Annotated in this window: 19 protein-coding genes; 6 read left to right on the top strand and 13 right to left on the bottom strand. The window is 70.3% G+C overall.

Features of this window, described 5'->3' with window-relative positions; genetic code table 11:
• Positions 1-103: 103 nt before the first annotated feature.
• On the bottom strand, positions 104-592 hold the full coding sequence (locus ACWGIC_RS04760; protein ID WP_101434802.1) for a polyadenylate-specific 3'-exoribonuclease AS: 489 nt from the start codon (positions 590-592) through the stop codon (positions 104-106).
• A 20-nt stretch (positions 593-612) separates the two neighbouring features.
• Positions 613-1,371: a lysophospholipid acyltransferase family protein gene (locus ACWGIC_RS04755; RefSeq protein WP_452074548.1), complete on the bottom strand. Its 759-nt coding sequence runs from the start codon at positions 1,369-1,371 to the stop codon at positions 613-615.
• Between the two features lie 219 nt (positions 1,372-1,590).
• On the opposite strand from ACWGIC_RS04755, the gene ACWGIC_RS04750 reads away from it, so the two are divergent.
• Genes ACWGIC_RS04750 through ACWGIC_RS04735 form a run of 4 tightly spaced genes read left to right on the top strand, consistent with a single transcriptional unit; the run spans position 1,591 to position 4,533 of the window.
• The gene (locus ACWGIC_RS04750; protein WP_452074536.1) at positions 1,591-2,358 is read left to right on the top strand and encodes an alpha/beta hydrolase; all 768 of its coding nucleotides are present in this window, start codon (positions 1,591-1,593) and stop codon (positions 2,356-2,358) included.
• Positions 2,355-2,909: a hypothetical protein gene (locus ACWGIC_RS04745; protein ID WP_452074535.1), complete on the top strand. Its 555-nt coding sequence runs from the start codon at positions 2,355-2,357 to the stop codon at positions 2,907-2,909. The genes ACWGIC_RS04750 and ACWGIC_RS04745 overlap by 4 nt, the downstream gene beginning before the upstream one ends.
• Positions 2,910-2,919: 10 nt before the next feature.
• Positions 2,920-4,059, top strand: coding sequence for a glutamate--cysteine ligase (locus ACWGIC_RS04740; RefSeq protein WP_452074534.1), 1,140 nt, complete (start codon positions 2,920-2,922; stop codon positions 4,057-4,059).
• An 18-nt stretch (positions 4,060-4,077) separates the two neighbouring features.
• On the top strand, positions 4,078-4,533 hold the full coding sequence (locus ACWGIC_RS04735) for a YdeI/OmpD-associated family protein (RefSeq protein WP_452074533.1): 456 nt from the start codon (positions 4,078-4,080) through the stop codon (positions 4,531-4,533).
• Between the two features lie 13 nt (positions 4,534-4,546).
• On the opposite strand, the gene ACWGIC_RS04730 is transcribed toward ACWGIC_RS04735, so the two are convergent.
• Positions 4,547-5,113, bottom strand: coding sequence for a TetR/AcrR family transcriptional regulator (locus tag ACWGIC_RS04730; RefSeq protein WP_452074532.1), 567 nt, complete (start codon positions 5,111-5,113; stop codon positions 4,547-4,549).
• A gap of 107 nt (positions 5,114-5,220) precedes the next feature.
• Between ACWGIC_RS04730 and ACWGIC_RS04725 the strand changes: the two genes are divergently transcribed.
• Entirely contained in the window at positions 5,221-6,009 is a 789-nt protein-coding gene (locus ACWGIC_RS04725) for an oxidoreductase (RefSeq protein WP_452074531.1), read from the top strand.
• A 779-nt stretch (positions 6,010-6,788) separates the two neighbouring features.
• On the opposite strand, the gene ACWGIC_RS04720 is transcribed toward ACWGIC_RS04725, so the two are convergent.
• The 7 genes from ACWGIC_RS04720 to ACWGIC_RS04690 form a co-directional block, all read right to left on the bottom strand.
• Positions 6,789-7,658 carry an NUDIX domain-containing protein gene (locus tag ACWGIC_RS04720; protein ID WP_452074530.1) on the bottom strand — a complete coding sequence of 290 codons (870 nt, stop codon included), beginning with the start codon at positions 7,656-7,658 and terminating at the stop codon, positions 6,789-6,791.
• A gap of 81 nt (positions 7,659-7,739) precedes the next feature.
• A complete protein-coding gene (locus ACWGIC_RS04715; protein WP_452074547.1) occupies positions 7,740-8,666 on the bottom strand; it encodes an ROK family protein in 927 nt (308 codons plus the stop codon).
• Between the two features lie 15 nt (positions 8,667-8,681).
• Positions 8,682-9,083, bottom strand: a complete 402-nt coding sequence (locus tag ACWGIC_RS04710) for a hypothetical protein (protein WP_452074546.1) — start codon at positions 9,081-9,083, stop codon at positions 8,682-8,684.
• A gap of 83 nt (positions 9,084-9,166) precedes the next feature.
• Positions 9,167-10,324 (bottom strand): ArsA family ATPase, encoded by a 1,158-nt coding sequence (locus tag ACWGIC_RS04705; RefSeq protein ID WP_452074529.1) that lies wholly within the window; start codon positions 10,322-10,324, stop codon positions 9,167-9,169.
• On the bottom strand, positions 10,325-10,762 hold the full coding sequence (locus tag ACWGIC_RS04700) for an SRPBCC family protein (RefSeq protein ID WP_067595182.1): 438 nt from the start codon (positions 10,760-10,762) through the stop codon (positions 10,325-10,327). It abuts the gene before it with no gap.
• A gap of 27 nt (positions 10,763-10,789) precedes the next feature.
• Positions 10,790-11,584: a metallophosphoesterase family protein gene (locus ACWGIC_RS04695; RefSeq protein ID WP_452074528.1), complete on the bottom strand. Its 795-nt coding sequence runs from the start codon at positions 11,582-11,584 to the stop codon at positions 10,790-10,792.
• A gap of 9 nt (positions 11,585-11,593) precedes the next feature.
• Positions 11,594-12,004, bottom strand: coding sequence for a polyketide cyclase / dehydrase and lipid transport (locus ACWGIC_RS04690; RefSeq protein ID WP_409182078.1), 411 nt, complete (start codon positions 12,002-12,004; stop codon positions 11,594-11,596).
• A gap of 112 nt (positions 12,005-12,116) precedes the next feature.
• On the opposite strand from ACWGIC_RS04690, the gene ACWGIC_RS04685 reads away from it, so the two are divergent.
• A complete protein-coding gene (locus ACWGIC_RS04685) occupies positions 12,117-13,913 on the top strand; it encodes an AMP-dependent synthetase/ligase (protein WP_452074527.1) in 1,797 nt (598 codons plus the stop codon).
• Positions 13,914-13,970: 57 nt separating this feature from the next.
• Here ACWGIC_RS04685 and ACWGIC_RS04680 read toward each other — a convergent pair whose 3' ends face one another.
• From ACWGIC_RS04680 to ACWGIC_RS04670, 3 genes are all read right to left on the bottom strand, one after another.
• Positions 13,971-19,166 (bottom strand): RHS repeat-associated core domain-containing protein, encoded by a 5,196-nt coding sequence (locus ACWGIC_RS04680; RefSeq protein WP_452074526.1) that lies wholly within the window; start codon positions 19,164-19,166, stop codon positions 13,971-13,973.
• A 105-nt stretch (positions 19,167-19,271) separates the two neighbouring features.
• A complete protein-coding gene (locus tag ACWGIC_RS04675) occupies positions 19,272-19,733 on the bottom strand; it encodes a YbjQ family protein (protein ID WP_452074525.1) in 462 nt (153 codons plus the stop codon).
• Between the two features lie 27 nt (positions 19,734-19,760).
• On the bottom strand, positions 19,761-20,855 hold the full coding sequence (locus ACWGIC_RS04670; protein WP_452074524.1) for an FAD-dependent monooxygenase: 1,095 nt from the start codon (positions 20,853-20,855) through the stop codon (positions 19,761-19,763).
• Positions 20,856-20,957: the final 102 nt, after the last annotated feature.

Raw genomic sequence — 20,957 nt, 5'->3', positions numbered from 1 at the left:
TCCTTGACAAGCACCCGCCGTCCGTCATCACAATGGGCTTCGGGGTGCCCCAAGCAGAACCCACGGCAATGTCGCCGCCAGGCGACGAGCCGAAACCGCGGCCTCACCTCCGCCGAAACGCCTCCTCAATAACCTCCCACCGCTGCAAGTTATGCCGAGCATCAGCCAACGCGTCGTGCTGATCCCCAGGCGCAGCCGGCAGCTTGGGCTTCCCCGCGTCCTCCCACCGCTGCCGCAAATCCCGGGTGAACCGCGGCAACTGCCGAGGCAACGCAGGCATCGGCCCCCACAACTGCGCCAGCGCCACATGGTCGTACGCCGCGAACCAAGCCCACAGCTCGATCCCGCCCGGCGGCTTCCCGAAGAACTCCAGCAGATCCGTCCGGATCCGCTCCCGGCTCCGCCACGCCGGATCGGCGGGCGACGGCAGCTTCGGCAGCACGTTCTCCCGCACCCATGCCCCCGCCCGGCCAGGGTCGAAATCCGTGGACACGGCGTAGAACTCGCGTCCGCGCTCGTCAACGACACCGATCGACACCAGGTCAATCGTCACGCCGTCCTCAATAAACTCGGTGTCGTAGAAAAAACGCACCGGGGAACTCTAGTGGGCGACTAACCGGCCTTCGTCTCCGGCACCCGATCGGCGTCGAGACCGCGCGGCTGCGGCACCGCGGGCTTCACTCCGGCCGCTTCCGCCGCGAGCAGTTCCTTGGCCTTGGCCGCGTAAATGTCCACGTACTCCTGGCCGGACAGCTCCATCAGCGCGTACATGATCTCGTCCGTGATGGACCGTTCGATGAACCGGTCGCCGGCCAGTCCCTCGTAGCGGGAGAAGTCGAGGGGTTTGCCGAAGCGCACCTCGAGCCTCCGCGGCCACCACATTTTGGAACCGATCGGGTTGACCTTGTCCGTGCCGACCATCGCCACCGGGATCACCACGCCGCGCGATTCGAGCGCGATCCGGGCGACGCCGGTTTTGCCCTTGTACAGCCGTCCGTCCGGGGAGCGGGTGCCCTCGGGGTAGATGCCGAGCAGGTGCCCGTCCTTGACCAGCCGGATCGCGGTGTCGAGCGCGGCCTGCGCGGCGTTGCCGCCGGAGCGGTCGATGGGGAACTGGCCGACGCCGGTGAAGAACCATTTCTTGAGCAGGCCCTTGAACCCGGGTTCGGTGAAGTACTCCGACTTCGCCGGGAAGGTGACCTTGCGCTTGACCCGCAGCGGCATGAAGAACGAATCCGCGACCGCGAGGTGGTTCCCGGCGAGGATGGCGCCACCCGTCTCGGGGATGTTTTCGGCGCCGACGACTTTCGTGGGCCACAGCGTCTTCAGCAGCGGCCCGATGAACACCCACTTCATCAGCCAGTACAGCACCGGGTTCCAGTCCTTTCCTGCCCGCGCGGGCCCCGGCAGGTCAGGGTACGGAACAAGCACCGGCCCGCACAACGCGAGTGCGCGCGGTCACCCGGCGGCAGCGACCGATCTCACAGCGGGACCGGAAGGATCTCCGCTTCCGCGAGTGGGGCCCACAACCCGGCTTCGGCGTGAGAGCATGGGAGGACTCCACCGCTTCGATTCGGAAGGGCGTTCGTGATGGGCGTGCTCGCCGGCGCGGAACCGTTCTCCCACCCGGGTTCCTCCGGGGCCGGCTTCCTGCTCTGCCACGGATTCACCGCGACGCCCGCGGGCATGCGCGCTTGGGGAGACCATCTGGCCGGGGAGGGCTTCGCGGTGCGCTGCCCGCTGCTGCCCGGCCACGGCACCCATTGGCGCGACGCCAACCGGACGAACTGGCAGGACTGGTACGGCACGGTCCGCGAGGCGCTGCTGGCGCTGCGCGCGGAATGCGACCAGGTGTTCGTCGGCGGGATGTCGATGGGCGGGACGCTCTCCCTTCGCCTCGCCGAGGAGTTCGGCTCGGACATCTCCGGCCTCGTGCTGGTCAACCCGTCGGTCACGCGACTGAGCCTGGACGCCAAGGTGCTGCCGCTGCTGTCGCGGGTGGTCCCGTCGATCCGCGCGATCGGCAACGACATCGCGAAGCCAGGCGAGGTCGAACTGGCTTACCCGCGCACGCCGGTGCGGGCCGCGGCGAGCCTCGCCCGGCTGTGGAAGATCGTGCGGGCCGACCTGCCGAAGGTGACGCAGCCGGTGCTGCTGCTGCACTCGCGGGTCGACCACGTCGTCGAACCCGAGAACTCGCAGATCGTTCTGGACAGCATCTCGAGCACGGACGTGACCGAGGTGGTGCTGGAGAACAGTTTCCACGTCGCGACGCAGGACCACGACGCGGAGCTGATCTTCAGCCGCAGTGTCGACTTCGCCCGGAAGCTGCGGGCGGGACAGGTGGGTGCCGGATGAACCGGGGGAAAGGCGCGGACGGACCCGAGGACGTCGACGCCACGTTCGCCGAGATCGTGGCCGACCTGCGGGCCGAGGGCGTGGGCGTGTTCCTGGACGAGGACCCGTTCTCCGGCGCCGGGCCCAAGGCCGCCGAGCCCGAGGCGTCCTCCGGGGCCGAACCCGAAACGGGCAAGGCCAAGCCCAAACCCGCCGCGGACCCGCCCTCCGCTCCCCCGTCCGCGCCCCCCGCGCCGTCGGAAGGCTGGCGCACCGGCGGCACCGACTGGGACACCACGATGTTCTCCGGCGACCCGGCCGAGGACGACGAGCACTACGTGCCGCCGGAGCCGCCGCCGCTGCCGCGCTGGCGCAAGGGCGCGTTCATCGTGCTGCTGTTCTTCGTCGTCGGGCTCCTGCTGCTGATCGTGCCGAACCTGATCGGGGTCGGCCCCGCGCTCGCCACGCCGCTCGGCATCCTCTCGCTCGCCACCGGCATCGCGCTGCTCCTGCTGCGCGTGCGCCAGGGCCCGCCGCCCGGCGCGGACCCCAGCAACGGCGCCCAAGTCTGACCGGGCGGGCATGCGGATCGACTTCCAGGCGTCCCGGCGTTCCACGGTCGGCGCGGAATGGGAACTCGCGCTGGTGGACCGGCGCAGCGGCGAACTGCGGTCGGTCGCGGAGGAACTGCTCGCCGCGGTCCGCCCGGACGGCGCGGCCGAGCATCCCCGGATCAAACAGGAACTGCTGCTCAACACCATCGAGGTGGTCAGCGGCGTCTGCCGCACGGTCGGCGAGGTGAAACGCGACCTCGACGAGGCGCTCGACGAGGTGCACCGGGTCGCCGACCCGCTGGGCGTCGAGGTGTTCTCCGCCGGATCGCATCCGTTTTCCTCGTGGTACCGGCAGAAGGTGACCGACAAGGAGCGCTACGCCAAGCTGATCGACCGCACCCAGTGGTGGGGCAGGCAGATGCTGATCTACGGCGTGCACGTCCACGTCGGGCTCGACCACCGGGACAAGGTGCTGCCGGTGCTCGACGGGCTGCTGCGCTACGCCCCGCATCTGCAGGCGCTGTCCGCATCGTCGCCGTACTGGTCCGGCGAGGACACCGGGTACGCCTCGAACCGCGCGCTGATGTTCCAGCAGCTGCCGACCGCCGGCCTGCCGTTCCAGTTCCGCAAGTGGACGGAACTGGAGGGCTACGTCGAGGACATGTTCATCACCGGCGTGATCGACCATTTTTCCGAGATCCGCTGGGACATCCGCCCGGCCCCGCATTTCGGCACCATCGAAATGCGGGTGTGCGACGGATTGCCGACGCTGCAGGAGGTCGGCGCGATTTCGGCGCTCACCCAATGCCTGGTGGACGACTTCAGCGACCGGCTCGACAAAGGCGAAGCGCTGCCGACGCTGCCGCCGTGGCACGTGCAAGAGAACAAATGGCGGGCCGCGCGCTACGGCCTCGACGCGATTGTCATCCTCGACGCCGCCGGTCGCGAACGCCTCGTCACCGAAGACCTCGCCGAACTGCTGGACCGGCTGGAACCGGTCGCCCGGCGGCTGGACTGCGTGCGCGAACTGCGCGACGTCGAGAACATTCTCCAGGTCGGCGCGAGCTATCAGCGGCAGCGGGCGGTGGCGAAGCAGTACAACGGATCTTTGAAGGCCGTGGTCGCCGCACTGGTCACGGAGATGCGCGACGGCGTCCCGCACGCTTAGCTGGACCGGGAGGCAGCGATGTCGCATACGTTCCGCACGCTCGTCGAACTCAACGGCAAAACCGCCACCGGCCTGCGGGTCCCGGCCGACGTGGTCGAGTCCCTCGGCCAGGGACGGCGGCCGAAGGTCCGGGTGACCATCGGCCCGCACACCTACCGGAGCACGGTCGCGGTCTACTCCGGCGAGTTCATGCTGCCGCTCAGCGCGGCGAACCGGGAGGCGGCCGGGGTCGCCGCCGGAGAGACGGTCGAGGTCACGCTCGAAGCCGATCTCGCCGAGCGGACCGTCGAACTGCCGGACGACCTGGCTTCGGCGCTGGCGGGACGGACCGGCGCGCGGGCGGCGTTCGACAAGCTTTCCTTTACCGCGCAACGGGAACGCGCCGAAGCGGTCACTTCGGCCAAGCGCGCCGAGACCCGCGAACGGCGGATCGCGAAGATCGTCGCCGAACTCGCCGGGGACGGGCTCCCCTAGCCCGCCGTCCGGTTTAGCCCATCGTCACGCCGGGTTTGCCGAAGCCGCCCAGCACGGTGTCTACGACGCGGGTCGCCAGCGCGTCCGGGTCGGCGGAGTCCTGGTCCTGCGCCGCTTCGTGGATGAGCGCGCAGTACACGCGGCGGGCCCAGATCAGGTCGACGCCGGGCCGCAGCGCGCCGCTTTCCTCCAGCCGCCGGAAGAAGACGTCGCACTGGGCGGCCACGTCCGGGGTGAGCACGCCTTCTTCGGCCGGGTGGGCGTTCATCGCGAACCCCCACCGGAGCTTGACGCGCAGCACGTTCGCCGTCACCTGGTAGAGCGCCACCAGCGGCGGCGTGACGTCGGGCCGGACGCTGGCGAGCGCGTCGTGGAACTGCTGGGTCGCCCAGAGCGTCATGGCGTCCACCAGCGCGTCCCGGCTGGCAAACCGGCGGTGCACGGTCGTCCGCGAGACACCGGCGGCTTCCGCGATCTGCTCCATCGTCGCCGCCGGGTTGTCGCTGAGCACGCGTTCGGCGGCCTCGAGGATCGCCTGGGCCGTCCGTTCCGAGTCCGCGCGCAGGGCCCGCTTTTCCATGCTGCTCAGTTTACGCCATGGTCGCTACTCGGTTCTTAGTTGCGACACTCATGTTGCAACTGCTAGCGTAACTGCATCGACCTTGACACGACTTTGGGGGATTTCCAATGGACCTGCAGCTGACCGGCAAGACCGCAGTAGTCACCGGCGCGAGCCGAGGGATCGGGCTGGCCACGGTGTCCGCGCTGATCGGCGAGGGCATACGAGTGGTAGCCGCGGCCCGGACGATCACGCCGGAACTGAAGGAAACGGGCGCGGTCCCTGTCGCGGTGGACCTCTCCACACCGGACGGTCCCGGACGGCTGATCGAACAAGCCGTCGCGGAATTCGGCGGATTGGACGTCCTGGTGAACAACGTCGGCGGCGGGGACAGCGGCAGCGGACAAGCTGGCGGTTTCCTGTCGCTGACGGATCAGCAGTGGACGGACATGATGGAGCTGAATTTCCTCGCCGCGGTCAGGGCTTCTCGCGCCGCGTTGCCGCATTTGGCCGAACGCCGGGGCGCGATCGTCACCGTCTCATCGAACGGCGCGCGGATACCGCAATCGGGCCCGATCGCTTACACCACCGCGAAAGCCGCGCTGACCGCGTTCGGGAAGGCGCTGGCGGAGGAGTTCGGCCCGCAGGGCGTGCGGGTCAATACCGTCTCGCCCGGGCCGGTTCGCACTGCGCTGTGGGAAGGACCGGACAGCTACGGTGCCGAGCTGGCGTCCTCGATGGGGTTGTCGCACGAGGAGTTGCTGGCCGCGCTTCCCGCCGGTGCCGGGATGCTGACCGGGCGGTTGATCGAACCGGAGGAAGTGGCCACGCTGATCGCGTATCTCGCGTCGCCGCTGGCCGCGAGCATCACCGGGACGGACCACCTGGTCGACGCGGGGGCGGTGAAGACCGTGTGACGGCTGACCGGCGGTCCGGCCGCGCGGATGGCCGGTCGATCGTCCCGGCGGCGTGGGGCTGCCGGGCAAAGGCGGGGCGACGAGGACTGCTGCGGTGGTCAGGTGCGGCGATGTCCCCGGCCGGGCGGCGGTGCATCGAGAGCGCCGATTCGGGCCGGACGCTCGCCGTCACCACACGCGAAGCCTCGCTGAGCAGCGATGACGCGGCCGTGACTGCCTTGCCCAGCCCCCGCGCAAGCTGCCCGACCGGGGGACTCCCGCGCCGAGAACACCGCCCCGCCAGGCAGCTCGCCATCACCACAACCGCGAAACCCTCGCCGAGGAGCGACGACCCCTAGCCGCCCAACTCCCGCAATAAAGTCCCCATGCCGAGCATCCCGCACCGAGAACACCGCCCTGGCCCGACAGCTCGCGTCACCACGCGAAGTCCTCACCGAGCAGCAATGACGCGGCCGTGACTGCCTAGCCCAGCTCCCGTACCAAGAACGCCCACCCGGCCGCTCGCTATCACCACTACCGCGAAATCCCCGCCAAGCAGCAACGGCGCGGCCGTGCTGGCCTAGCCCAACTCCCGTACCAAGAACGCCCACCCGGCCGCTCGCCGTCACCACAGCCGCGAAACCCCTCGCCAAACAGCGACAACGCGGCCGTGACTACCTAACCCAACTCCCGCGCAAGCTCCCCGGCCCAAGCACTCCCGCACCGAGAACACCGCCCCGCCAGGCAGCTCGCCATCACCACGAAACCCTCGCCAAGCAGCGACACCGCGGCGACGACCCCTAGCCGCCCAGCTCCCGCAACAAAGCCCCCGGCCCCAGCACCCCCGCGCCAAGAGCCCCCACCCGGCCGCGCAGCTCGCGATCGGCCGTCACCACCACGACGTGGTCGTCCGGCCGTTGCCGTGCGGTGGCGGTCACCTCGACGATCTTCGAATCGCCGTCGGTCTCCGCCGCGACGACCTCGACGCCCGGGATCGGTTCCACTCCCCTGGCTTTGCCCTCCACCACCAGCACCACCCGGGGCCACCAGGACCACGCCGGGCCCGCGCCGATGCCGGCCACGTCGTCGCGCAGGCCGTGTTCGGCCGGGGTGGTCAGCTGGTCGCGCAAGCGTTCCGCGGCGGCGCGGCGGTCGCGCCACCAGCCGTCCGGCCGGGAGCCCATCACGTTCGCCGCGTCGACCACCAGCACCAGTTCCCGGCCCAGCTGTTCGCGCAGCACCGGCCAGGCGGCGGCGAAATCGCGGTGGAGGTCGAGTGCGGCCACCTCGTCCGGCGGGACCCAGCGCATCTCGGCGCTTTCCTCGTTCGCGACCTGGGCCTGCAAGGCACTGTCGGCGAGGCCGAGCACGGTCGTGTACTGCCATTCGCCGTGGTCCAGCACCGAGGCGGACATCGCGCGGAACCCCGACGACGGGATAGCGGCTTCCTCCCACGCCTCACGGGCAGCGGCCTCGTGCACGCTCTCGCCTGTTTCAAGCGCGCCGCCGGGCAAGGCCCACGTGCCGCCGTTGTGCACCCACCACGCACGGCGCTGCAACAGCACCCCGCGACTGGGGTCGCACAACAACAACCCGGCCGCGCCGAACGCGCCCCAGTGCCGCCTGCCGCAGGAACACCGCACAAAGCGGTTGGCGGTCATCGGCGTCACCGGTCCAGCCTTCCACAGAACCTCGTGAGTGTTAATCCCGGTGGGAACCCCCCGCGCCAAGGCCACCCGCGACGTCAACGCTCACAACGTGTCCATCGCCAGTGCCGCCGCCCCGACGATCGCCGTGTCGTCGCCGAGGTGCGCGGTCCGGATCCGCGCCAGCGGGCGGTGCCGGGCGCCGGTGATCGCCCCGGCGTAGTGCTCGCGGGCCTCGTCCAGGAACAGCGGCGCGGACTCCGACACTCCGCCGCCGATCACGATGATTTCCGGGTCGAAGACGTCCGCCACCAAAGCGAGTCCCTCGCCCAGCCATTTCGCCAGCTCTGCCATGGCGCGCAAGGCGATCGGGTCGCCGTCGCGGGCCGCGCGGGCGACTCGGCGGCCGGTGACCGAACCGGGGTCTCCGGCGCTTTCGCGGGACAGCACAGTGGAACGGCCGGGGTACCGGGCCAGGAGTTCGACCGCGGTCGCGGCCAGCGCGGTTCCGCTGCAGTAGCGCTCCCAGCAGCCGTACTTGCCGCACGGGCACGCGCGTCCGTCGCGGACCACGGTGAGGTGGCCGAGTTCCGGGGCGACCCCGTGTGCGCCACGGTAAATCTCGCCGTCCAGCAGCAAACCCGCGCCGATTCCGGTGCCCAGCGCGACCAGTGCCGCCACCCCGGCCCCGCGCGCCGCGCCGAAGCGGTGTTCGGCGACGACTGCCGAATTGACGTCATGCTCCAGCGTCACCGACAGGCCGACGCGTTTCGCGATCCGGTCCGCCACCGGGGCGTTGCGCCAGGCGAGATGCGGCGCGAACATCACCGAACGCCGGTCGCGGGTCACGAAACCGGCCACGGCCAGGCCGACCGCGGCGACGTCGTGCCGGTTGCGCAGGTTCTCGACGACCCCGGCGATGGCGTCTTCGAGCGCGTTCTCCTCGCTCGGCGTCCCGACGCGCGCCGTGTCGAGCAGCGAGCCGCGCTCGTCCACGACCCCGGCGCGCACGCTGGTGCCGCCGACGTCCACCCCTACGGTCAGCAATCAGTTCTCCCGCTCCGGCTGCCAGTCCGCGCGCTTGCGGACGGCGATGTGCTGGACCCGCGACGACGGCTCCGAAGACGACGCCGCGGCGGGCTCGGGCGGACGCGCGGCGGGCCGGAACCCGGGCATGTGCACGCCCTCGTCCGGCTCCCAGCGGTCCGCGAGCACCGCCCGCAGCAGCGCGATGAGCTGGGCAGCCTGTTCGAGGACCCGCGCCACGAACTCCGGCCGCTCACCGCGCACGACGGCGACGATCGCACACAGCGGGCACCACCCGCATCCCGAAGTGCTGTCCTCCACACCGGACGCGCCCGGCGCACCGGGTTCCTCCGGCGCCGCGTGCTCGCCGTGCCCAGCGGCCATGACGCTCTCCAGCCACGGCGCCGCGCGTTCGATCACCATCTCGACCAGCAGCCGGATCTCCTCGGCCAGTTTCAGGCCGTCCGCGTAAGACCCGGCCGCGCGGTCGTCGCTGTGTTCTTCGCTCACCCGGGTCCCCGGTTCCCGGCCAGGCTGACCACCAGGCCGTCGGCATCGGATTCCGCGCCGGTGATCCGGCACGGGCGCAGCGTCTCGGGCAGTGCGACGAGCCTGCGGAAGCCGTCCACGGTGATCGCCAGGTCGTCGTCCACGCGGGCGAGGTCGACCGCCGAATCCCGGTCCAGCGGGAGCGCGACCCGCAACCGGAAACCGTCCCCGTCGGCAGCGACCGACAACAGCGGGGTGACCGGTTTTCCGTTGCCGGACAAGGGATCCCGGCTCCCGTACAGTTCGCGGGCCAGTTCGGCGAGCGCGGCGGCTCCGACCGGTTCGCTCGCCCGATGCTCGACGCGCGCCAGTTCGCCCGGACCGAATCCGGCCTCGGCCAGTTCCGCCAGCACGGCGTCCTGCTGGTCCCGCCGGGTGCGCAGCCACTTCGCCGCCGAACCGCGCCAGAACCCGGGCGCGGGCATGAGCCGGTTGGCGATCAGGCCGTCGACCGCGATGCCCCGCAAGGCCAGCGACGTGAGAGTGCGCCTGGCTTCGGCCACGACCATTCGTTCCGGCGTGAGCACCAGCCGAACCGTGGTCACGCGCGGATCGGTGAGCAGCTCGCGCAGCGCGTCGAGATGGGTGCCGAGCTGCCGGACCGACGCCGCCACGCGCCGGTTGCCGAACACCCGGCCCAGGTAGCCCGAAACCGCTTCCGGCAGCGAAAGCAGGCGCAGCGTCTCAGCGGTCGGACCGCAGTCGACCACCACGGTGTCCCACGGCCCCTGCGACGAAAGCCGCCGCACTTCGCTGAGGGCGAGCAGCTCGTCCACGCCGGGCAGCACGGTCAGCTCTTCCGCGTCCAGGACGTCCAGACCGGCTCCGGCCAGCACTTTCCGCAGTTCGCCGCGCAGCTCGTGCCAGGTGCGGTCGGCCAGCGCCCGGGAATCCACCTGCGCCGCCCACAGACCGGCGGGCGTGCCGTCGCCGCGGAGGTCCACTTCGGAAGGTTCGGCTCCGAGCGGCGCGGCGAACGCGTCGGCCAGCGAATGCGCCGGGTCGGTGGACACCACGAGCGTTTTCCTGCCGCGGCCGGCCAGCGCGGCAGCGGTAGCCGCGGCGAGCGTCGTCTTCCCGACACCCCCCTTGCCGGTGAACAGCAGGATGCGCATCTAGCCCTCGGCCCTGCGCTTGAGCTCCTTGAGCGCGGTGTCCATGACCATCTTCTCCGCCTTGCGCCGCAGCAGCCCGATCATCGGCAGCGCCAGCTCCACCGACAGCGTGTAGGTGACCCGGGTGCGCCCGCCGCCGAGCGGTTCGAGCGCGTACCGGCCGTTCTGCGCCTTCTGCATCTGGCCCTTGACCAGATGCCAGCTGACGCCGAGACCGGAATCGTCCCAGTCGTACTCGAGCGTGTACACGTCCTTGATCGGCCCGGCGTCGAGGGTGAGCTTCACCTGCTTCGCCCGGCCCGCGTCGTCGGCCGCGAGCACCTCGGTCTCGCGGACCGCCTTGGCCCACTCCGGGTACGCGGGGAAATCGGAGATGACTGACATGACCCGTGCGGGCTCAGCGTCGACCTCGATGGACTGCGTGGACTGCTCGGCCATGGGACGAAGCGTAGCCGGACAGCACAGTCACCAGCGCAGCACGTACGGCTGCCCGGTCTCCTTGAAGTGACCCACGTTACGGCACTCGGTGTGCCCGACGCGGCGCCGTACGGCCAGCGGCTGGTGCACGTGCCCGAAGACCGACCAGCGCGGACGCTGCCGCAGGATCAGGTCCAGCATGGCTTTCGAACCGATCTCGGCGCGTCGCGCGACCACGTCGTAGGTCAGTTCGGGCACCGCGGGCGGGATGTGCGTGCAGAGCACGTCGACGCGGTCCAGCAGCGAAACCGCCGCGTCGAACTCCTCGCGCGCCCGCAGGTACGGCCGCCAGGCCGCGCCCTTGCGCGGACGCGGGAGCATGCCGTCCGGCAGCACCGCGCCGCCGGCGAAGCCGAACCGCAGGCCGCCGATGGTGACGACCTCGCCGTCGACCAGGTGCACGCCTTCGCCGGCGAACTCCGGCCAGGCTGACGGAGCGTCGACATTGCCGGGGATCGCGTACGTCGGCGCGGTCATCGAGGCGAACAGCGTGGAGTACTGCTCCCGGACCGCTTCGTCCACCGCGGCGGCCGGGTCGTCCAGGGTGGCCCACAGCGTGCGCGAGTAGGCGACCGTCTCGTCCCTGGTGCCTTCGCGGCGCAGGCGGGCGAACTCGCCGACTTTCTCCGCGCCGAACAGCACGCCCATGATGCCTTTGTCGTGGTCGTGGTAGTCGACGAAGTCGAGCAGATCGCCGAGCACGACCAGCGCGTCCGCCCCGTCCCCCGCCCGCTTCAGCGCGTCGGCGTTGCCGTGCACGTCCGAAACGACGTGAACCCGCACAAGAGCCTCCTACTCGACGGTCCGGGGCGGAACCCCCGGCTCGCGCCCGTCCTCGAGGATCTCCTTCAGCCCCAGCGCCACGTCCTTCGCCGCCCGCGCCCGCCGGTCGAACTCGCGGCGCAGTTCGCGCGGGCTCAGCTCGCGCGGGACGCCGCCGGGACCGGCCGGCGTGGCCCGGAGGAAGTAGTGCAGCACGGTGCCGTCGAGAACGGGTTCCAGCCAGACCTCCATGGTACCGATCAAGGCGCCCGTGACGGTCCAGCGCAGGCCCTTGTCCCCCCGGTCGGTGTAGACCCGCAATTCCAGGTCGGGCCAGTACCGCCGCCACGAGCGCGGGTCCGCGAACGCCGCCGCGACGGTGGACGGGGGCACGACGAGGAAGGTCTCGTCGACAAGATCGAGAGCTGGCGGTTCGTGCACCCGGACACGATGTCACGACCTCGCCGCGCGCCACGTGCCAGCATGGTCTTAAGGTCTACGGCACGCTAAGTTGACTGGCGGGTAACCGCACGCGTCGAACACGGAGGTCCACGTGCGCGAATACAGCGCCCCCGCCGGGAAACCGGTGACCGACGACGAGAACCTGGCCGATGTCGTCTGGGCGAACGCGGAGCGGTTCTCCGACGTGGTCAGCTTCCGCAGGCAGGTCGAGGGCACCTGGCTCGACGTGACCGCGAAGGACTTCGCCGACCAGGTCGCGGCCGTGGCCAAGGGACTGATCGCGGCGGGCGTCGGGCACGGCGACCGGGTCGCGCTGATGTCGAAGACCCGGTACGAGTGGACGCTGGCCGACTTCGCGATCTGGGCCGCGGGCGCGGTGACCGTACCGATCTACGAAACGTCTTCGCCTGAACAGGTGTACTGGATCCTCTCCGATTCGGCGGCCAAGGCCGTCGTCGTGGAAACCGGCGAGCACCGGAAAGCGGTCGAGGAGATCAGCGGGCGGCTCAGCACGCTGGAGCACACCTGGCAGATCGAGGGCAGTTCCCCCGCCGTCGACGAGCTGACCGCGCTCGGGGCCGAGGTCTCCGACGAGGACCTGCACACCCGCCGCCGCAGCGTGACCGCGAACGAGACGGCCACCATCGTCTACACCTCGGGCACCACCGGGCGGCCCAAGGGCGTCGAACTGACCCACCGGAACCTGCTCGCCGAGATCCGCGCGGACATCGAAGCGTTCCCGGAGCTGATGGAGCAGGGCAACTCGCTGCTGTGCTTCCTGCCGCTGGCGCACATCCTCGCCCGCGCGATCGCGATCACCGCGCTCACCGCCCGCGTCACCCTCGGCCACACGCCGGACGTGAAGAACCTGGTCCCCGACCTCGGCACCTTCCGGCCGACGTTCGTGGTCGCCGTGCCGCGCGTGTTCGAGAAGGTCTACAACACCGCCAAGCAGAAGGCGCACGCCGACGGCAAGGGCAAGATCTTCGACGCCGCCGAGGCCACCGCGGTCGCGTACAGCGAGGCGCAGGAAAAGGGCGGAGCCGGGCTGGGCTTGCGCGCGAAGCACCTGCTGTTCGACAAGCTGGTGTACGGCAAGCTCCGCGCCGCTCTGGGCGGCCGCTGCGTCGCCGCGGTGTCCGGCGGCGCCCCGCTCGGCGCGCGGCTGGCGCACTTCTTCCGCGGCATCGGCGTGCCGGTGTTCGAGGGCTACGGCCTCACCGAAACGTCCGCCGCGGCGAACGTGAACACCAGCGCGGCGTTCCGTGTCGGCACCGTCGGGCGTCCAGTCGCGGGCACCTCGGTGCGCATCGCCGAGGACGGCGAAGTCCTGCTCAAGGGCGACGTCGTGTTCGGCCGGTACTACAACAACCCGGAAGCGAGCGCGGAAGCCCTCACCGACGGCTGGTTCCACACCGGCGACCTCGGCGAACTGGACGCGGACGGCTTCCTCAAGATCACCGGCCGCAAGAAGGAGATCATCGTGACGGCGGGCGGCAAGAACGTCGCCCCGTCCGGTCTCGAGGACACCATCAAGGCCTCGCCGCTGGTGAGCCAGGTGATGGTGGTCGGCGACCAGCGGCCGTTCATCGCCGCGCTGGTGACCATCGACGAGGAGTACTTCCCGGCCTGGAAGTCCCAGCACGGCAAACCGGACTCGGCGACGGTGTCCGAACTGGCCGAGGACGCGGACCTGCGCGCGGAGATCCAGGCGGCGGTCGACGAGGCGAACAAGCAGGTGTCGCACGCCGAGTCGATCAAGAAGTTCACCGTGCTGGCGAACGACTTCACCGAGGCGGGCGGCGAGATCACGCCGAGCCTGAAGCTGAAGCGGAACGTGGTGAACAAGAACTACGCGTCCGACATCGAGGCGCTGTACCAGAAGTAGCCCGCAAGAAAAAGGGGCCCGCGCCGGTTTCCGGTGCGGGCCCCTTTTCTTCTTCGGTCACATCGCGATCGGCTCCTGGAGCTTGTTCTTGAAGAAGTACTCGGACGCGAGGTTCTTGCGGATCTGGTCCGAGTTCCCCGCGTATCTCGAATCGTTCTTCAGCACGTCGTCGATCCGGTCCAGCATGGCCTTGTTGTTTTCCCGGACCTCTTTGTTCGGCATCCGGTCGACGTCGGCGACCATTTCGTCCCAGGTCTTGTTCCGGTTCCCGACCGGTACGTCGTCCAGTTTGTAGTCGCTGCGCAGGCCCGGGTTGACCTTGTTCTCGTTGCGGAGCACGTTGTCGTACTCCAGCAGCGAACCGTTGGTGTTGTTCTTGGTGAAGTTGCCCTCCTGCTTCTGGAAGGCGTGGCCCAGCTCGTGCGCGATCTCGTTGTCGCTCTTGCGCGGGTCCATGTTGATCACTCCCTCCCTCGGGTTGAACCCGGCGCCGCCGTCCCGGTCGAGAAGGTCGTTGGCCCGCGCGTTCTGGCCGGAGGGCTTCGGGGTGCCGTCCGGATTGAAGTAGTCCTTCCGGTCGTACCCGAGCATTTCGGCGAGCGATTTGTCGTTGTGTTTCGGGTCGATGTTGTGCTTGAGGTAGTCGGGCAGTTCCGAGACCTTCGTGGTCGCCACGTATTTGGGGTCGTTCGGGATGCGCAGCACGCCCGGCTCGTCCTTCAGCACGCGCGGGGGATCTTCGGCCTTGAACTTCTTCAAGGTCTCGTCGATCTTGGCGTCGACCCGCTCTTTTTCGGCCTTGGCCTCCGCACCTTCTTTGATCTTGTACGGCGGGGCTTCTTCCTTCTTGACGACCTCCGTCTTGTTCAGCGCTTCCTTCCGCTTCGCGATCTGCTCTTCCATCGACAGGCCGGGCTTCTTCGCGGGCGGCGGGCCGCCCGGGACCTTTCCGGGCGGCGGCGGAGGCGGAGCGGCCGGAGGCCCGCCGGGGACCTTGCCCGGCGGGGGCGGAGGAGGCGCCGGGGGCCCGCCGGGAACTTTGCCCGGCGGCGGCGGAGGAGGAGGCGGCGGGGGCGGAGGCGCCGACGACGCTGTGGTCGTCTCCGGAGTCGGTTCCCGCGGCGGCGGCGTCGGTTCGCGGGGCGGAGGAGTGGGCTCCCGCGGCGGCGCCGACGACGGGTTGGTGTCCTGCACGTGCCCGGCGTTGTTCCCGCCGCCCGGGGTTTCGTTCGGGCGCGCGTCGTCGCCCGGGCCGGATTTCTCCCGGCCCAGACAGTTGCCCAGCCCCAGCGGGTCGGCGTCGGCGAGCGGGTTGGGCACGTAGGCGGCCGGGTTCGGAGCCGGGGCGAGGCCGAGCGGATCCTGGCTCAGGTAGCGCCCGGTGCCCGGGTCGTAGTAGCGGAAAACGTTGTAATGCAAGCCAGTCTCGTCGTCCGCGTACTGGCCGGGGAACCGCAGGGGCGTACCGCCGGGGCGGGTGCGGCCCCACAGCGAGCCCGACGCTCGCCAGGCGACGGCGCCGTAGGCGTCCACCAGTCCCACCGGGGTGCCGACCGGATCGGTGACGAACGAGAAGAACCGGGCGCTCTTGCCCAGGAGTTCGGTCTGCGTCACCGGGCGCACGGTGCCGGGCAGGTGGTCCCAGGTAAGCGTGAGCGGGGCGGAATCGGCCAGCCGGTGTTCCTGTTCGACCAGCAGCTGCCCGCTCCACGAGAACAGGGTTTCCTCGGCCGGAGCCTCCGCGCCGGGCAGCCAGCGCTCTTTGGCGATGCGGCGGCCCAGCGGGTCGTAGCGGTACCGCCACTGGACGCCGTCCGGCGTTTCCACGGCGAGCAACCGGTCTTGCCCATCCCAGCGGTACGTCCAGGTCTGGGAATTCTCGTGGCGCGCGACGAGCCGTCCCTGTCCGTCGTGGACGTAACGCACCGCGCCGGCCGCAGTAAGCCGGTTTCCGGTGTAGCCGCGCGAACCGGAGTCCGCTTCGGCGAACGGCAGCTGCGCGTGCCGGATATTGCCTGAGGGGTCGTAGCGGTAAGTCTCCTGGCCCTCTCGCCGGACCACGCCAGTGACGCGACCGGCGGGGTCGAGCTGGTACCGCGTGGGGCCGGACAGCGTGTCGTCCACACCGACCAGGTGGCCGTCGGCGCGATAGTGGTATTCGCGCCGCTGCCGGATCTGGCTTCCGGCGGCCAAAGTCTGCGCGACCAGCTGGTGTTCCGTGTCGAAAGCCTGTGCCAGCACAGTGTTCCCGCCCAGCACGCGTTCGACCTCGTGGCCCGCTTCGTCGTGACGGAAAAGCACCTCGTGCCCGCCGGTCGACAACGCGATCGCCTTGCCCTCGTCGTCGAAACTCCATTCGCTGACCGAACCGGACGGCGTGGTGCGGCGGATACCGGAAGTCTCGTGCACGTACGAAACCGCTCGGCCGTCGACCGATTCCCGGACCACGCGGCCATCCTCGTCGCGCTCGATCTCCAGCACGCAGGAACCCTCGGTGGCGCGCGCGAGGAAGCCGACGGGGTCGTACTCGTAGCGGACGGTCCCGCTTTCCGTGCGCCGCTCGATCACGTTGCCGAGCGCGTCGTAGCTGTACTCGGTGACCGCGCCCAGCCCGTCGACGGACCGCACGAGCTGGCCGGCCGCGTCGTAGGCGAACTGCCGCTCGCGACCGTCGAAATCGGTTTCCGCGATCAGCCTGCCGTCGGCGTCGTAGGTGTAGTTCCAAGTCAGGCCTGCCGGGTCGGTGACCCGGACGAGCTGCAGTTCGGTGTCGTACTCGTAAGAGGTGCGGGCGCCGGTGGCGTCGATCTTCGCGACCGGCAGGTCGAAGGGGCCGTATTCGAACCGCGCTCCGATGCGTTCCACGAGGTTTCCCTCGGCGTCGTAACGCCGTTCCTCGCGCCGCCCGGACGGACCGACCCGGCTGGACTGGCTCCCGTCGACCGTCCAGCCGAAGCGGGTGCCGTCGGCTACCACGCGGGGTCGGCCGAACTGGTCGCGCTCCACCGGATCGGGCTCGGAACGCGCCGGTTCTCCGCCGGTCAGCTGGCGATCTTGAGCGAATCCGGTCGCGGCGATCCCGGCCTGCGCGGTGAACAGATCCGGTGCGGTGCCCGGCGGATAGACGCGCCGCCAGGTGCGTTCGGCGGTCTCGACCGTGACGGTCAGCGTGCCGTCCGGCGCGGAGCTGACCTGCGCGCGGCTGCCGTCCGGGCGGACGACCGCGGTGAGCAGGCCCTCGGCGGTGTACTCGAAACCGGTGGTGCGCCCCAGCGGATCGGTGCGCGACAACAGCCGGTCGTAACGGTCCCATGTGGACACTGTGGTCGCGCCGAGCGGGCTGACGTCGTTGGTCGGCTGCGAGGTTTCGTTGAAGTGGAATTCCGTGACGTGGCCGAGTGCGTTGGTGTAGCGGGTGATCCGCTGTTCGCGGTCGTAGGCGAACTCGCCGTCGTACACGCCGCGGTCGCCTACCGTGCGGACGCAGCGGCCCTCGGCGTCGTAGATGTAGCGGTACCAGATGCCGTTGCGGTCCTGCCAGCCGGTGATCCGGCCGTCGGCGTCGTAGTCGTATCGCGTTGCCAGGCCGGAGGAATTGAAGACCAGGGCCAGCCGGCCGAGGTCGTCGTAGCCGAAACTGCGGACCAGCACCGGCTGCTGGCCGTCGCCGAGCACCCGGATCGCGGTCACGCGGCCCGCCTCGGCGTCCAGTGCCACACGGTAGCCCGCGGAGTGGCGGATCAGCCGGGGAGCGCCGAGGTCGTCGTACTCGACGTCCATCCGGTCGCCCGCGGCGTCGGTCGCGCTCCGCAGCGGGAAGACGCCGCCGCGGCCGGGACCGAAGCGCAATTCCGTGCCATTGACCGGATCTGCGAGCAGGTAGCCGTCGCCGGCCGCGGTCAGCGGACGGCGCGGACCTTCCAGCGGCAGCACCGGTTCGCCGTCCCCGGCCCGCGGGTACACCAGGATCCGGCCGTCCGCGGCGAAGAACCGGACGGCGCCGGAATCGGCTTCGAGCCGCTGGTCCACCGTCGACGTCCAGCTCGGGCCGAACCAGCGGCCGGACCGGTACGACGAGACGTGCAGCCGTTCGAGCACGAGCGGGCTCGGCAATTCGAGGTCGGTGTCCGCGATCAGGACCGAGCCCCGCACGACGTCGACCGGGTCCCCGGCGGTCTTGCACTCGTCCGCGCCGCCCCGGGTGTCGCTCGCCTTCGGGTCGTCCTTCGGCGAGTCCTTGCCGCCCTGGTTGCCGCTCCGGTCCGCCGGAGGCGGCTCCTCGTTCCTCGACGGCCCGCCGGAGTGGTCGCCCTGCGGTTTGGTTTCGTCCTTCGGCGGCGGCGGGGAATGGTCGCCTTGCGGCTTGACCTCGCCCTTCGGCGGCCCGGAGTGATCGCCGGAGGCGGTGGTCGAGTCCCCGCCCTTCTCCTTCTCCGGCTTGGGTTCCGATTTCGGCTTCGTCTCGATGTTCTTCGGCCCGCCCGACGGCTTGGGCTTGCCGCCCTTGATGCTCTTCAACGCCTTGGCAGCGTCCTCGAACAGGACCCCCGCCTTCTTCAGCAGCGGCATCAGCGCCTTGAGCGCGGCGACCAGCTGCTTGGTGATCCGGGCCAGCTCCGCCGCGGTCTTGGCGACCGCGCCGACCACCTGCGGCAGCACCCACGCCATCCCGATCCCGGCGGTGAACAGCACCTGCAGCGCCCAGCTGATCAGGTGCCCGACGAGCTGCGCGATGATGTCGCGCACCAGCATCCGGACCGCCGCGACGACCTCGCCCGCGGTCTTCACCCCGGACGCCGCGCCCTCGGTGCCCTTCTGCGCCGCGCCGAGCAGGTTCGCGACGTCCTTGGTCCGCTCGCGGTAGGCGTCGGCCGCCTCGCCGGTCCAGGACTGCAGGTCCTTCTCGACGCAGGACGTCAGGTCCTTGCCGATGCTTTCCAGCTCTTTCGCGACGTTCTGCCACGTCTCGGCCTGCGCCTTGATCTCGTCGGCCTTGCCGGTCAGCGCCTCCAGCGCCTCCTTCAGCGGCCCGACGTGCTCGATCAGCCAGCCGACGCCCGCCGCGAGGATCGACCCGAACGGGTCCATCGCGGTCGACAGCACGTCCAGCGCGACCCCGACCGCCCCCATCGCGATCGACGCCCAGTCGCCCTTTTCGATGCCGGACTTCACCATTTCGCCCGATTCGAGCAGGGTGATGCCCGAATACGCCTTGGTCGAGTCCTTCGTCTCCGCGATCAACGGGTTGCTCACCCGGTTCACGCTATCCGGGTCGGAGCAGGGGTTTTCCGGCCTCGCACGCTAGATGCCCGTGCATCCACGAAACCGCTGGACGCACGGGCAAGCATGCCGGGCGCGTCAGGCCTGCGGCGGCTGGGCCTGGTACTGCTGCTGCGGCGCCTGCGCGTACTGCTGCTGCGGGGCCTGCTGCTGTTGCGGAGCCTGCTGCTGCTGTTGCTGCTGGGCGCCGTCCGGGACCACGTACACCGCGGTGCCGTACGCGGCGATTTCGCTGGCCGTGCCGGCGATCTCGTTGCAGTCGAAGCGCAGCGCGAGCACGGCGTTCGCTCCGTGCTGCATGGCTTCCTGGCACAGCCGGAAGAGGGCTTCGTGGCGCGAGTCGGACAGCAGCTTCGTGAGGCCCTTGAGCTCGCCGCCTCCCATCGCCTTGAACCCGGAACCGATGTTGGAGAACATGTTGCGGCTGCGGACGGTGAGCCCGAAAACCTCGCCGAACACGCGGACAACGCGGTACCCGGGCAGATCGTTCATCGTCGACAGCAGGATCGGGAACTGCTGTGGTGGCGCGGCTTGAGTCATGGCCGGATCGTATCGTCGGCGCGGCGCTCACGCTGTGATTCGCGCACTCCAGTCCAGATGATGCCGGTATGCCCAGCCTCGCTCGCCCCCGACGTCCTTGCCCGCGCTGGCGGCCACGAGTTTCTCGACCCGGGCCCGCCGCAGCCGCTCGTAGGCCGCGAACGCGGCGGGCGCGTCCGGCAGATCGCGCAGGCACTGGCCGAGCACGACCGCGTCTTCCAGCGCCATCGACGCTCCCTGTCCCGCCGCTGGGGACGCCGCGTGTGCCGCGTCGCCGGCCAGCACCATCGACGGCGTGGACCACACGCGGGTGGTCGGCAGGTCGTAGGAGTGGCCGCCGTGGATGTCGTCGCCGGTCGCGGCCACGATCGCGGCGCACGGCAGCGGGTCGTCCGCGAAGGCGGCGTGGGTGAACTCACGCCAGCCTTCCGGGGTGACGGCGGCGATCTCGGCCCGCGAGCGTTCGGAGTCGGGCACGCGGGCGAACCAGTACGCCGCGCCGTCCGGGCCGGTGGTGTAGCCGAACGAGGCGCGGCTGCCCCGGAACATCCGGTAGATGCCGGGCGCGGCGGGCAGTCCTTCGGCGCGGGTGTAGCCGTAGACAACGGTCAAGCCGGTGAAGCGCGGCGGCTCGGCCTGCGGGTCGATGAGGGTGCGGACCGCTGAATGCAGGCCGTCCGCACCGACGAGCAGATCGCCGGACGCGGTGGTGCCGTCCTGGAACGTCGCGGTGACGCCGCCGGTCGCGGAGACCAGGCGTTTGCCGTGCACTATCTGGACGCCCCGGCGCAACGCTTCCTGTTGCAGCGCACGGTAAAGCGCGGCGCGGGTGAGGGTGCGCGGGCCGTCGAGTTCGCGGTCGAATTCGTGCGCGCCGAGCGTGGTTCCGTCCGGGCCGACGACTTCCATGGCTGTCGAGGGGAAAGACGCCTCGATCACCGGGGTGTCGGCGTCGATCGCGCGCAACGCGTTCATGCCGTTGTGCATGACGACGAGGAACGCCCCCGCGTCCTCTCCCCCGCTGGGGTGCGCCTCGAAGACGACCGGCTCGTGCCCGGCGAGCTGCAGCGCCATCGCCGTGACCGTGCCCGCTACTCCGCCGCCGGCGATCAAAACCCGCATCGTGCTCCCCCTGGAAACGACCGTGGGGCCGCCCCCCGAGGGGGGGGGGGGCGGGCGCGGGGGGCGTTGCGGGGCGCGGCGGGACCGCGGGCCGCCCGCGTA

The sequence above is a fragment of the Amycolatopsis sp. NPDC054798 genome (genome assembly GCF_053611505.1).
This window is presented reverse-complemented; position numbering and strand designations above follow the sequence as displayed.

Coding starts and splice junctions, on each gene's coding strand:
- ACWGIC_RS04750 (WP_452074536.1), top strand. CDS start 1,591: ATGGGCGTGCTCGCCGGCGCGGAACCGTTCTCCCACCCGGGTTCCTCC.
- ACWGIC_RS04745 (WP_452074535.1), top strand. CDS start 2,355: ATGAACCGGGGGAAAGGCGCGGACGGACCCGAGGACGTCGACGCCACG.
- ACWGIC_RS04740 (WP_452074534.1), top strand. CDS start 2,920: ATGCGGATCGACTTCCAGGCGTCCCGGCGTTCCACGGTCGGCGCGGAA.
- ACWGIC_RS04735 (WP_452074533.1), top strand. CDS start 4,078: ATGTCGCATACGTTCCGCACGCTCGTCGAACTCAACGGCAAAACCGCC.
- ACWGIC_RS04730 (WP_452074532.1), bottom strand. CDS start 5,113: ATGGAAAAGCGGGCCCTGCGCGCGGACTCGGAACGGACGGCCCAGGCG.
- ACWGIC_RS04725 (WP_452074531.1), top strand. CDS start 5,221: ATGGACCTGCAGCTGACCGGCAAGACCGCAGTAGTCACCGGCGCGAGC.
- ACWGIC_RS04710 (WP_452074546.1), bottom strand. CDS start 9,083: ATGGTGATCGAACGCGCGGCGCCGTGGCTGGAGAGCGTCATGGCCGCT.
- ACWGIC_RS04705 (WP_452074529.1), bottom strand. CDS start 10,324: ATGCGCATCCTGCTGTTCACCGGCAAGGGGGGTGTCGGGAAGACGACG.
- ACWGIC_RS04700 (WP_067595182.1), bottom strand. CDS start 10,762: ATGGCCGAGCAGTCCACGCAGTCCATCGAGGTCGACGCTGAGCCCGCA.
- ACWGIC_RS04675 (WP_452074525.1), bottom strand. CDS start 19,733: ATGACTCAAGCCGCGCCACCACAGCAGTTCCCGATCCTGCTGTCGACG.
- ACWGIC_RS04670 (WP_452074524.1), bottom strand. CDS start 20,855: ATGCGGGTTTTGATCGCCGGCGGCGGAGTAGCGGGCACGGTCACGGCG.